The organism is Psychrobacter sp. AOP31-B2-9 (assembly GCF_052378005.1).
Taxonomy (GTDB): Bacteria; Pseudomonadota; Gammaproteobacteria; order Pseudomonadales; family Moraxellaceae; genus Psychrobacter.
Map to the genome: position 1 here is coordinate 1 of NZ_JBQSXG010000031.1, position 13669 is coordinate 13669.

General features: G+C 41.2%; 9 protein-coding genes. 5 read left to right on the forward strand and 4 right to left on the reverse strand.

The window, feature by feature from the left end:
• Positions 1-95 precede the first annotated feature (95 nt).
• A complete protein-coding gene (locus ACT3SX_RS05470; protein ID WP_318779521.1) occupies positions 96-671 on the reverse strand; it encodes a DUF2062 domain-containing protein in 576 nt (191 codons plus the stop codon).
• Positions 672-998: 327 nt separating this feature from the next.
• On the opposite strand from ACT3SX_RS05470, the gene ACT3SX_RS05475 reads away from it, so the two are divergent.
• The 4 genes from ACT3SX_RS05475 to ACT3SX_RS05490 all read left to right on the forward strand — a co-directional run bounded on the left by ACT3SX_RS05475 (position 999) and on the right by ACT3SX_RS05490 (position 7291).
• Positions 999-4025 (forward strand): ComEC/Rec2 family competence protein, encoded by a 3027-nt coding sequence (locus ACT3SX_RS05475; protein ID WP_442061998.1) that lies wholly within the window; start codon positions 999-1001, stop codon positions 4023-4025.
• Between the two features lie 306 nt (positions 4026-4331).
• Complete coding sequence (sppA, locus tag ACT3SX_RS05480) at positions 4332-5384, forward strand: signal peptide peptidase SppA (RefSeq protein ID WP_192519074.1); 1053 nt, start codon at positions 4332-4334, stop codon at positions 5382-5384.
• 150 nt (positions 5385-5534) lie between these two features.
• Complete coding sequence (locus tag ACT3SX_RS05485) at positions 5535-6422, forward strand: alpha/beta fold hydrolase (protein WP_192519075.1); 888 nt, start codon at positions 5535-5537, stop codon at positions 6420-6422.
• A gap of 80 nt (positions 6423-6502) precedes the next feature.
• Entirely contained in the window at positions 6503-7291 is a 789-nt protein-coding gene (locus tag ACT3SX_RS05490; RefSeq protein WP_225739143.1) for a CPBP family intramembrane glutamic endopeptidase, read from the forward strand.
• Positions 7292-7369: 78 nt separating this feature from the next.
• On the opposite strand, the gene dusA is transcribed toward ACT3SX_RS05490, so the two are convergent.
• From dusA to ACT3SX_RS05505, 3 genes are all read right to left on the reverse strand, one after another.
• A complete protein-coding gene (gene dusA / locus ACT3SX_RS05495; RefSeq protein WP_192519076.1) occupies positions 7370-8341 on the reverse strand; it encodes a tRNA dihydrouridine(20/20a) synthase DusA in 972 nt (323 codons plus the stop codon).
• Between the two features lie 127 nt (positions 8342-8468).
• A complete protein-coding gene (locus tag ACT3SX_RS05500; RefSeq protein WP_192519077.1) occupies positions 8469-9770 on the reverse strand; it encodes an MFS transporter in 1302 nt (433 codons plus the stop codon).
• Positions 9771-10068: 298 nt separating this feature from the next.
• Complete coding sequence (locus ACT3SX_RS05505; RefSeq protein ID WP_192992230.1) at positions 10069-11724, reverse strand: phospholipase D family protein; 1656 nt, start codon at positions 11722-11724, stop codon at positions 10069-10071.
• 556 nt (positions 11725-12280) lie between these two features.
• Between ACT3SX_RS05505 and ACT3SX_RS05510 the strand changes: the two genes are divergently transcribed.
• Positions 12281-13579, forward strand: coding sequence for an O-succinylhomoserine sulfhydrylase (locus tag ACT3SX_RS05510; RefSeq protein ID WP_192519079.1), 1299 nt, complete (start codon positions 12281-12283; stop codon positions 13577-13579).
• Positions 13580-13669 lie beyond the last annotated feature (90 nt).

A 13669-nucleotide genomic window follows, 5' to 3' on the forward strand; every position in this document is an offset into this window, starting at 1 on the left:
ATTTAAGAAAAGAACTAACTTTATTTTATTTCAAGTTTTGTTGTTTTTGAATTTAGTAGAGATATTGAAGGTAGTGGGGCGGCGATTAAAAACTATTAAGAATCATCACTTTTGGTAGACGTTTTTTCTCGACGTTCCTGCCAACTGGTGACTGTTTTGTAGCGCCAAATAGCCTTAAAAGCCAGTCCACAAACGATGCTAGTCATCACAGCTAAAAGTATCAGTCCGATACAAAACGCGGTAAGAGATACAGTGCCACGATAGGTAACAAATGGATTGACCCCATCTGACAACGCCCACAAACTAAAATCAGCGATCATCCGTCCAATAAGCCTAAGGCTAAGTGGTGGTACGTCTAGAATTTTTGCACCGATATAGTAGCCTGCATAAAAGATAGGTAGGCTCGTCAGTGGGTTGGTAATCCAAGTCAAACCAAGCGCCATAGGTACGTTGGCACGGAAGATTAACGAACCGATTAAGGCAATTAGCATCTGTCCTGGTAATGGAAAAAATGCAGTCAACACACCAATATAAACCGCTTTATTTAGACTGTGACGATTAAAATGCCATAATCGTGGATCAGCTAAATGCGGTGCAAACAGTTTTAAGGTGCGACTTTCTAAAATTTTCTCTGGTGTAGGAAGCAGACTTTTCAGACGTTTTTGGGGCACAGGATCGCCTTTAATCGTTAACTTCAGCCCGACAATCGTCTTGATGGACTGTTATAAGGTATTATTAATAAAAAATACGAGCAAGATTATATAATATGATAATGTCAGAGTATCGTTATCGTACTATGTATGAGCAGTATAGGGTAATATAAATACAAATGCTATTGCCTGTCATGACGCAACCGTTATTGTTGAGCGGCAAAACTTTCAATTGGCGTGCGTGTCAAATATTCACAAATAGTCGCTGTTAGGATTATGAGTATGATAGCCTAATACTCAACATAGTTTGCATACCGAAACATTCATCTCATCAATCAAGGAGCGTTGGTGTACTGGTTAATTGGTGGCTTGATTATCATTGCTATGATGGGTGTATTGGCAGTTGCTGATAGTATGGTGATGCCAAATATTCTCTGGCTAGCCGATATTCCTATTACCTCGTTTTTATTTGTACTACTTGTTTCGTTTGCCACTATTTTACTGCTCATTACTCAGTTTAATATCCCGTCAGCCAATCTTTGTCATTCTTCCAAAAACGTTCTCCATTATTCTTTTAGCTATTATTTATATCGCATTAAGCCAAGCTTGCGTGTTATTCAGCATATTATAGTGGCTACACTAGCGGTTGGATTAGTGGTCGGTAGTGCACTGCAAGCTGTCGTTAGTCATCAGCAAGCAGAAATGACAGCGATCACTAAGACGATGCGCGTGCAAGCACTGGTGACTATCGAAGGGATAAGCGATAGTGTCTATGATGCCGCACTAGATAGTGGTTATCGGCAAGTGGCGACTATTAGCTACATATCACCATTAACCTCTGAGTTAACACCGCAAGAATTAGACCGTATCGCCACTGAGCTGTTAGTAAATCATGATAATAGCCTAAGCGATAATTTGTATGGTGAAAAACTGAATAACGAAAACTCGCATGACAAGAATCTACATAACCAGCACCTAAAAAAAACAGCTGTTGCTGATACAAAGCATCGTATATTACTCAATGCTTATCTAAAACAGCAAAACGCTCAGCAAGTTGAAAATAATGATCCATATACAAGTTTAAATAGATTACAGCCAGGTGATCAGCAGCTAATGACATTAGCACTTGCGCCATTAGCTACTTCTGAGCAAGCATTGAACAATCCGTCTGGTTTTGACAGCTATCGTTGGTTGCGAGGTCGCCATATCGATGGTGTCGCAAATATACTGACGGTTAGTACAGTGGCTATTAGTCATGATGAGTCATTAGATGTAACGCCTGCCTCTACCTCTTACCTTCAGCGCTTTCGTACTCGCATTGAGCAAGGGCGCTGGCAATTACGGCAGCATTTTTATACAGATTGGCACGCGCAATCTATCGAGCGGCAGCAGGCAAAAGCAGTTACTTTGAGTTTACTGACAGGTGATCGCAGTCTAATCAGCCGTGAGACCAAAGACTTATACCAACTGGCGGGTATTTCACATCTGCTTGCCATATCAGGCACGCATGTATTGTTTCTAGCAATCATACTGGCTGGCATAGTGGCACTGATTTTTGATCGATTATGTCCTGCAGTGTACCGTTATTTCCCACGCTGGCAAGTGCGTTGGTGGGTGATGATTGGTGCTGCCTTTATCTACGCGTTATTTACTGGATTTGATGTGCCCGCTGCCCGTACTGCATGGATGTTATTGGCAATAGGTTTGGTGCGTATGACCTTGTTACCTGTTAGTACGATGCGGGTATTGTTTGCATTGGCCATATTGATGGCATGGCGTGATCCATATGTCTTATGGCAGGCAGGATATTGGCTATCCTTTATTGCAGTCGCACTATTACTCAGGTATGAAGACGATTCATATAGGCAAGAAGGGCAACCGTTAATAGCCCATAACAAGGCCACTTATCTCTATGCTTCTTATCTCTATGATAATGCTGCCAAGATACCGAAACGTATTTGGTTAATATGTCGACGCATATTCAAACTGCAGTTTTGGTTGTTTCTCACGTTACTGCCCATTACGTTGTTATTGTTTGGCAAGGCGTCGTTATGGGGGCTTTTGATAAATCTATTTGCCATTGGTTTATTTGGCTGGGTAATTGTGCCGCTAAATCTATTGGCTGGACTTTTTTATCTTTTATTACCAGCTGTTGCTGATCAGCTATGGGCGCTAGTTAGTGCTATTGTTGCGGCTTTACATAAGCTAATGATTTGGTTGATTTCATTGCCAGTTTTATCAGAGGCTTGGCTTTATACGCCAATAAACATGGCTATATTACTGATGGTATTGTTAAGTATATTGCCTTGGTTGTTACCGAAAGGGTTTATTAGTCGCTGGCTTGCCGTCCCACCTTTAACCTTATTGGTAATGACGGTCTATGCCAATCAACACTCCTTAGCGACGACGCCAACATTGTATATCTTGCCAACGGGTGATCAGTACATTAGCGCTGCTCTGCTGCAGTACCCCGTTGCCAATGAAGAAGCTAGTGATAACAATATCAGTTGGTTGTTTTTAGCGGATCATAGATCTCAAATGACACGAACAATGCCAACTCATCTAACAGTGGATGTGCTCTCTACGACGTTAAAGCAGCAGTTGGGCAGTTTGTCTGTTAATCGATTACAAGGCGTTATCATACAAAGCAGTAGTATCGGATTGACTGATACGCTCGATATTGACAATAAGGGCACTAACAATAAAAACACTGATAATAAAAGCGCTGATATTGGTCATTCTGAGCTATTGCCCTTGACGGTTATACAGCTCAATCAGCATCTGCCTATTAGTGAGTATTGGCAGGCAGGGCGCTCAGATCGTTGGCTAAGGCTTCAACATGCTTATCAAGTAGCCAACCAATTTAACAAAAAATCTAATATCAGCGTGCAGCGTTGCGAACAAGGTAAAACATGGCAAGCAACGAGCGATGATTTGTCTATCACTGCCATGACAGGGTGGAGTGAGATAGATGATGCCAGTGTGTGGGACTGTACGTTGGCTATTGATACAGCTTTGCCAGTACAAGTATTAAGATATAACGCAGCCGAACCGCTCAAACCCTTGCCAGCATTATTACAAGATGTTTCATCGAATCTATCAGGTGTGATAGATCAAACGGTATTTACTAACTCGCGTCTTGTTCTGAATGCAGACAGTCATCAGCGTGTTTGGCAAATGTGGACGTTACTGTGTTCAGCAAACCCATCATTTAATCAAGAATTCATGTTTTACAATACCTTATGGCTTGGCCACAGCACATCACAAATTACTGCTGAAATAATAAACCATCAAAGAATTAATGAAGTTACAACCTATGACGATAAAGCGCTTGAGGTAGCATTGCCTCTAGTAACTGATGCTAGTGATAATTAGTCATAACGAGTTATGATGCTAGCTTCTATGAAAGTATCATTATTTAGATGGTTTTTGTTTGAATTGAAGACACACTCTAATAATGAACTGTAAAAATATCATTGATGTTTTCAGAGTTACAATATAGTGATATTTCACAGTTATACTATTGAACCATGATTGAAATAAGCCCATACTTAGCAGGCTTATTTATACAGATGATGACTACCGTAAAACCATAAGCAGTGTGAGAACTCACTGCTTATGGTAGGTGTTTTTATATCCTCTTTTTTATTGTTTTAGATTGTTTCTGACCTAGGAAGTTATATGCCCAACTGGCCACCAGACCCTAATAAACGTCCTGATACTTCGGCAAATCAGCCAACGCCGATACAGCAGCCAAGCCCGCCGAGTGGACAAGAATGGCGACTGCTAGAAAACACATTGTTGGCTAGTGTGGTTGAACAACGCCGCGCTCGTCGCTGGAGTATCTTTTTTAAATTATTAACTTTTGGTTATATCTTGTTGATATTTTTAACCCTTGGTCGTGGTTGTAGTAGCACACCAACAGGTATCGATGCAGTCGATACTAGTGCGCCGCATTTGGCTGTCGTTGAGCTGCAAGGCGTCATCAGTAGTGGTGATGAGGCCAATGCTTATGATGTTAATGAAGCATTGACCCGTGCTTTTGAAAACAGTAACTCAAAGGCGGTGGTTTTAGACATCAACTCGCCTGGTGGCTCACCAGTTCAGTCTGATGAAATCTGGCAAAATATGATGGATCTGCGCGAAGAATATCCAGACAAGAAATTATATGCAGTGATTGGTGATATTGGTGCCTCTGGTGCTTACTATATTGCTTCTGCAGCAGATGAAATCTATGTCAACCCTTCAAGCTTGGTTGGCTCTATCGGCGTGATTATGTCAAGCTACAACGTCGAAGGTTTGATGGACAAGGTCGGTGTGAAAGATCGCACGATGACCGCTGGTGAGTATAAAGACATATTAAGTATGTCGCGTCCGTTGACTGACTATGAAGAAGCGCACGTTGATAAGGTCTTAGCGAATACGCACAAGCACTTTATCGATGCTGTAAAAGAAGGTCGTGGCGACCGTCTAAAAGATCCTGAACAGAATAAACTATTTTCAGGCTTGTTTTGGACAGGTGAGCAATCGATCGAGCTAGGCTTAGCAGACAAGACAGGTAGTATCGCAAGTTTAGAGAAAGAGTTAGAGCTTGATACCGCGATCAACTATAGCCCAACAGATCCTCTAGAGTCATTTATGGATCGTTTCGCTGTTAAGTTAGGCGCAGGCATTGGCTCAAGTGTTAACCTTGGCGTTTTACCGCAAGAAGATGGTAATGTAGAGATGCGTTAAGCATTTTGTATTTCAGATTTACTGTGTATGATTGATAAGGCTGAGCGTATGATTATGCTCAGCCTTCTTATTTATATATTAGATATATCAGATATGCCAGATCTGATAATGATACATAAGCTGTCCATAATGATTCGATGAGAGCCTGTTATGACTGATAACAATGATTTTCCAGCCTTTAGCACATTGCCTATTTCTAAGATAACTCAAAAGCCTGTTATTCATTTTGCTCATGCCAACGGTATGCCTAGTGCCGTTTATGCGCCTTTTTTTGAGTATTTATCAGATTTTTTTACGATTGAATACATTGCGATGCTCGGCGACACGGCGGGTTATCCGGTAGATGATCATTGGCGTAGTCTGACGCAGCAAGTTATTGATAGTGTAAAACAAGCCTGTGAGAAGCATGGTGTCGCACAAGTGGTGGCAGTCGGTCATTCGCTTGGCGCAATGTGTACGTTGCAGGCACTGTATCGAGAGCCGAAGTATTTTGCACAAGCAATACTGATGGATCCGCCTTGGATATATGGCAAGTCTAGTTTGCTTTGGCACGTGGCAAAAAACATCGATAAATTACCATTGATGAACCACCGCCTGATGGACAAGTTATCACCTTCTGGTATATCCAAGCATCGCCGTGATGTGTGGGACAGTCGAGCAGAAGCTTATGACAAGATGCGCCATAAAGGTTTTTTTAAGAATTTTGATGAGCGCAGTTTTCAAGGTTACATCGACTATGGCTTACATCAGCGTGCCGATGGAAAGGTGACATTGGCGATTCCCAAATCCAAAGAAGTGGCTGTGTTCCGTACCAATCCTTCTTGGTACTGGCTCGCGCCGAATCATGCTCCTAAGGTGCCAGTCACCTTGATTATCGGTAAAGACAGTATTTTTTTAAAACGTCGTTTTCCTCAGCAAATACAGTCGCGTTTGCGTATTCATTATATCACTCATGCAGGCGGTCATATGTTTCCACTTGAGTATCCAGAATCGGTAGCGCAGCAGGTATTAAAATTGATTGAGCAGCAGCTATCATAAAAGAATTATTAAACTAAAACGTTCTAAAACAAGCGTTCATTATTAGGGTCTGTTGAACAGATTGTTGGATGATAATTTTTATGCTAAAAATGACGACGGATACACACAGACATGGCGTACCATCTAATCTTGTACCATTATTTTCAGGCTTAGGGGCGTTTGTACTCACGATAGGGATGGTGTTGGCATTTTTTATCAGCCAGCTGTTAGGTATCTATATCGCTGGCAAGCTAGTACTGCCTGCTGAGAAAAACGCTACCATGAGTGATATCTTCTTTTTTGGTAGTAATGAAGGTACGGTCGTGAGCCTCTCTATTGTGGTAGGTTGTGTTTTTATAACGCTGCTTAGTGTTTGCATTATTCGTTTAAAAGGAGGTCATACTCGTCAGTATTTAAGGCTTAAACCCTTCTCTCGTTTGGTCGGTATAAAGATGGTGGGGCTGCTATTGCTCTTTATGATTGGCAGTCAGGTATTGACATATTTTCTTGATGAGACACCGCTGTCGTTTGTCGATCCGCTATATCAGTCTGTCAGTTCAGTTTGGTTATTGGTCTTTGCTATGGTGATTGCTGCACCGTTATACGAAGAGTTGGTGTTTCGCGGTATTTTATGGACTGCTATCGCCGAGCGGTTTCCTGTTACACCATATTCAGAGCATCGAGGGGCGATCGTTGCCAGTATCGTGACCAGTCTGATATTTGCGGTCATCCATGTGCAGTATGGTATTTATGAAATCAGTACGATCGCCGTGCTGGCATTGATATTTTGCTATGCACGTGTCAAATCAGGCTCGCTATTGCTGCCAATAATATTACATATAGTGAATAATGCGGCGGCAATGTTGCAGTATCTTGCGCAAGTCACGTGAATAAATAATGGCTATTTGTGACTTTTCGAACCGTTACAACCATTGCTAGGCAACCCCGCCACATGATTAGAGGGTTAATCATACCTCTGGATTCAACGCTAATACCTCATCTGCGGCTCTTTTAATATCATCAATCGTTAGTTGCGGTTTGCCGCTCAATGCTTGACGCCATTTACGTGCGCCCATTAGTCCTTGGAATAACCCTAAGTAATGTCTGGTCATTGTTGGTAGTGCTTCGCCTTTGGCGATTTGCTCTTCGAGATAGGGATACAGTTGCGCTAAAATAGCTGAGCGCTTGGGTGCTGGCTCGCCCCATAAGCTATTGGCTTCTGCTAGTAGGTAAGGGTTGTGATAAAACGCACGACCAATCATCACGCCGTCCACATACTGTAAGTGCTCTTCAATATCAGCGATTGTGTCAATCCCGCCATTGATTTCGATGTCGAGCGTTGGAAAATCTTGTTTGAGGCGATAAACATCGTCGTAACGCAGTGGTGGTATCTCGCGGTTTTGCTTAGGACTTAGGCCTTGTAGCCACGCAGTACGTGCGTGCACGATAAAACGTGTACAACCAGTTTCTGCGACTGTCTGTACAAAATCTACCATAAACTCATAACTGTCAAAGTCATCAATACCGATACGGTGTTTGACTGTCACTGGAATATCAACAGCTGCTTGCATGTGTTTGACCAGTTCAGCGACAGTATTCGGTTCGGCCATTAGGCAGGCACCTATTTTATTGTGCTGCACACGATCGGAGGGACAGCCAACATTGATGTTGACCTCATCATAACCATGCTGCTGAGCAAACTCAGCGCATTGGGTCATGTCGCTATTGTCTGCACCACCTAATTGTAGTACCAACGGATGCTCAAGCGTATCAAAACGTAGATGCCGTGCACGATTGCCATATATTAATGCACCAGTACTGATCATCTCAGTATACAAATAAACGTGTGGGTTAAACAGTCGTGCAAAATAACGATAATCCGTCGTTGTCCAGTCGATCATAGGAGCAACAGACAGTCTTTTATTGGTCATATCAACCATGATGGTTAAGCCTTAATGTTTTTAATCTTTGAGTGTTGGAGTTTAACGCAGAGGGCTTTATGGCAAATAAATATTATCACTAAGCATGTTTGACAAAATTTAGCCATGTTTAAAATGAGGATAAACTTTAGATTACCTGATCGATTTTTTTGGCTTCAGGTAAATTATAAAAATAAATACCCATTATGATACCGATAAAACCGATAAACGCAATATAGAGTGCGGGTGAGAAAGCCACATAAAGCGTGGCATAACCAAGCCCAAAAGGTACCATTACTCCGACAATACCGTACGCTATATTATAACAAAGAGCCATTCCTGTGAGTCTAACATTGGTTGGAAACAAATGGACAAGAATGGTGGGTATCATACCAACAATACCTGCAAAAAACCCTAAAAGTGCATACATAATGAGGATGTAGTCACCGCTTGCTTGTAGGTGGTAAAAAAATGCTAACATTTGAACGATTAACAGAATAGAACCAATGGTCAAGACTTTGCCGAAGTTTTGATGGTTAGATATTATTCCATAAAATATACAACCAAAAATCATGAATATGATACCCAAGCTGTGCGAAAATCCAAATATATCACTATCTAATGTAAATTGTAATTCAATCAATTCAGGTAATAACAGCACGACCACGGTTGTTATGCTAGAGATGATAAACGTGAGAACCGTACCGATAAATAATGCATGTTTGCAATGTTTGAAGAGCAGTTTGAACGGTTTGGCAATATAATTGCTGGGTTTTGATTGTTTCATTTCAAGAAAAAACGGCGACTCATCTATCCATCGCCATGCTAACAATGGTACTAAGCTCAAGACGGCAGCGATAAAAAAGGGTAAGCGCCAGCCGTAATCCACCAGTTGTTCGGTCGTTATGGAGTTGGTCAGCCAAAGAAAAAAAGCATTAGAAAATAATACGCCCACATAAAAACTGGCAGTGACATAGCTACAGACCACCGATGAATATTGCCGCGGTACGTGCTCTGATACAAAGATTAAAGCCAGCGGCACATAAACCCCAAATGCCATACCTTGTATAATTCGTAATATAATAAATAAAATAGGTGCAATTAAGCCCCATTGTGCATAAGTTGGTAGGCTAGCCATTCCTAATAAGCTGAGAGCAGTTACTAATATACTGATTAAGAGTACGGGTTTGCGACCTTTAATATCACCATAACGACCAAAGAGAATGCCGCCAAGCGGGCGTGCTAAATAGCCAATCGTAAACAGTCCCAATCCTTGTATCTTTGTAATAGTAGAGTCGATGTTAGCAGGGAAAAAAGCGGTTGCTACGATATCTGCAATATACAAATAAATCAAAAAATCAAAAAATGCCACAGCACTGCTAAAGCAGATAAACATTACTGTCTGTCTGTCTTGCGAAGATATCAGTGCATATTGGGAACGGGAAGGCATAATAGATCACGCATATATGAAGGTATTCGTTAAGCTGGCTGCTATGTCAGTAACTAGCTGGAATAAAAAACGGCAAATCATTACAAATGAATAGTGATTTGCCGAAAAAATAAAGATTTATGAGTTGAAGAATGCTTACGTCATAATATTGAGTTAATAATAATTCAATTTGAAAAGTTACTTAGTAACGCTATGTTACCCAAACCTGAATGACGGTATTTGAGATACAAGCCTTAATATGATTGGAGGCAGGGTATCGAGTGAAAATACTGTAAGTAGAAGTGTTGGAGGGGCTTAGTTATAGTAGCCAGTCAATCGGTAACCATGACATAATCGTCAGCCATACATGGTCACTGACATCGACGCGTGGCTCTGAATCGTAAACTACTTTTTTATTATTTTCCATGGTTTGCCACTGTAGCTTGCCATTGTCTAATAACTTAACTTCATATGCTTGACTTAATAGATCATCACTAAGCGCCGCATGTAACTGTTTTGCTAGCTCATCATCATTGATAATCACGCCCATTTCGGTATTGATATTAGCAGAACGAGGGTCGACATTGTATGAGCCAATGAATACTTGATGGTCATCAACAGCAAATGTTTTTGCATGTAAACTGGTTGAGGATTGACTACGGGCCTTCCATAGTTTGTTTTCACGTTTTTCTGCAGCAGCAGTGGATTTTAGCTCGTATATTTTTACGCCTGCACGTAGCAGGTTAGGTCGCCATTGGCTATAGCCAGAATGAACAGCAGTTACATCTGTGGCATCAAAAGAGTTGGTTAATATTTTGATATCGATACCAGACTCAGCCAGTTTTACCAGTGTATTGACACCATCTTTGGTAGGTACAAAGTAAGAAGAAATAATTGTTAATTGCTTGGTTGGTCTACCTAACAGGGTACGTAGTTGATGCACCAAATTGGTATCGGTTGGAACGGATTTTGTTAACTTTCCAACATCATCACTCAAAAACTGCATGTCTGTCCAACGGAAAGGCACGCGCTTATTGATTAAGTCATTATCTATGGTTGATTCTTCTATAGCTGTTTTATAAATCATTAAATCATTATTGTCATTGTCATTGTCATTGTCATTGTTATCTTGACCAAGTTTATCCAATGCTGCGACAAAATCTGACGTTTCATTATGGTTGGTAGTGACCAAAGTTTCGATATCAAATGACAAAGGTGATGACCAGTAACTTGCAAAACTATTATCAATATCTGCAACCACTTTACCAATCAGCAAAACATCCAAATCTGCAAATTGGCTATTTTGATCATTGCTTAGATACTCATTGCCAATATTACGTCCGCCAATAATCGTAATCTGCTTGTCAAACGTCATGCTTTTATTGTGCATACGGCGGTTGATGCGTGGTAAGCCTGTTACATAATTTAAAGTTTGAAATTTACGATGCATAAGTGGGTTGATAATACGTACCGCGATGTTAGGGTGACTAGAAAACCGTAATAAATGTTGATCGAAAATAGCATCATTATTAAAATCATCTAACAATAAACGCACAATCACACCGCGTTCAGCGGCTTTCCACAGATCTCTCAATAGTAATTGACCAGCTTGGTCATTGTGCCAAATATAATACTGTGCATCGATACTGCGTGTGGCCATATCTGTCAAGATGCTGCGAGAGGCAAATGCATTAGCACCAGTCACGATAGGATGGTAGCCTGATAGTTCTGGGTGAATATCATTTTGTGCACTAACGGCTTCGCCCAAATTGATATTATTGGTTATAGACGTTTTGTTTTCTTCAAGAGGTTGGCTATTTTCTTGTTGGTATAGGGCATTTATGCGAGCTGATAATGCTAGGCTTTCAGGTAAATGTGGTTGTTTTGGCAAACTCTGGCACCCAACAAGACCTAATGTAAGTCCTAGTGTAAGACTCAATGATCGGTTACTTGGATCTATATTGAACATCGACATAAATGAATTACCTTAGTGAGCCTTACTAAATACTTTATACTTCGAAAAAACAAGCCTGCTGTCATTGTGTGTTTTTGATACAGGATAGCACTGATTTTGAGAGGAATGATAATATTGTCAAAAGCAAAATGCTGCTAAGCATATCAGCTGTCGGCATCCGTGCCTATTATAAATACATTGTTTTCATTTGTGTGTGTCTACATTTGTAAATTAGTAATAAAAATAAGATAAATTGCTGTCAGTCGAGAAAAAATTTGGCGCTGTTAGGTTTATATATAGATGGTGAGTGATTGAGTTGAGGGCAGGGGCTAGTTTCAGCAATGTATTTAACAGTGATTTATCTGCTATTTAGTTATCGTTTATCCTCAAACTTACCTCGGGATATAGCACATTGCTATTCAAAAATAACATTTGATAATCATCTGAAACCAGCTGTTTGGAATAAGTTGACATGGTATGATGGCACCTACTAGGACGTGCCCTAGAGCAATAATTAAAAAACAAACAGTCACTTTATGACAATCAAGTTTATCACTACTACAGTAACGGAATCTTTATGAGTCAGTCGCAAATACATGATGAAAAAAATTTGAATGAACCAAAAAAAGCGAATCAATTAGATCCAAACTGGCGCAATGATGCTTTAGATTTGGATCTGGATCTGGATTATGGCATGCAGACCGTCGCCGTACGGGCAGGTCAGCATCGTACTGATGAGGGCGAGCATTCAGAAGCTATTTTTACCACCAGCTCTTATGTTTATACGTCAGCGGCCGATGCCGCCGCACATTTTAATGGAGAAAAGACGGGGAATGTCTACTCTCGCCATACCAATCCTAGTGTGCGTACTTTTGAGCGTCGTTTGGCTGCGCTTGAGAATGGTGAGCGTGCCGTTGCCACTGCTTCAGGTATGGGTGCTATTTTGACTATGTGCTTGGCGTATCTAAAAGCAGGCGATCATTTGCTGGCGGCCAATCAGTTATTTGGCTCATCTATTGGTTTATTTAACAACTACATGGCCAAATTTGGCGTTGAGGTCAGTTATGTTGATTGCTTCGACAATGAGGCATGGGCCAATGCTGTGCAGCCAAATACTAAAGTGATTTATTGTGAAAGTCCGAGTAATCCATTAGCGCAGATTTGTGATCTTGGTTACTTGAGCCAGCTGTGCAAAGCCAACGATATATTGCTTGTCGTTGATAATTGTTTTGCCACGCCTGCCTTACAACGCCCATTAGACTTAGGTGCAGATGTGGTCATTCACTCTGCAACCAAATATTTAGACGGCCAAGGTCGAGTATTGGGTGGTGCGCTAGTCGGTAACGATAAGCTGATGCAAGAGGCGTTTACGGTGGTTCGTTCAGGCGGTATTAGCATGAGCCCATTTAATGCTTGGGTATTTACTAAGGGTTTGGAGACGTTGAAATTGCGTATGCAGGCGCATTGCAACAATGCCAATCAAGTCGCAGAATTCTTGGCCAATCATCCTAATGTCAGCACGGTGCATTTCTCTGGTTTGAGCGATCATCCTGCTCATGAGCTTGCGACCCGTCAGCATCATATGAAGGATGGTTATGGCGCTATCATGGGCTTTGAAGTGAAATCATCAGGCGGACTTGATTCAAAATCTGCTGCGTGGCACGTGATTGACTCAACACAAATGGTGTCTATCACCAATAATTTGGGCGATGCCAAAACCACTATTACTCACCCTGCAACGACCACACACTTTCGCCTAACGCCAGAAGCGCGAGCGGAAGCAGGTGTTGAAGATGGTTTGATTCGTCTGTCAGTCGGTTTAGAAGATGTGGAAGACATCATCAAAGATTTGGCGCGTGGTTTAGACAGCTTGTAAAGATAACGGTATAATCATCGCCAACGAATGTATTTTACGTTATTAGGGCATGTCCTCAATTCGATCGATAGTTATCTAAATGGGTTAAAA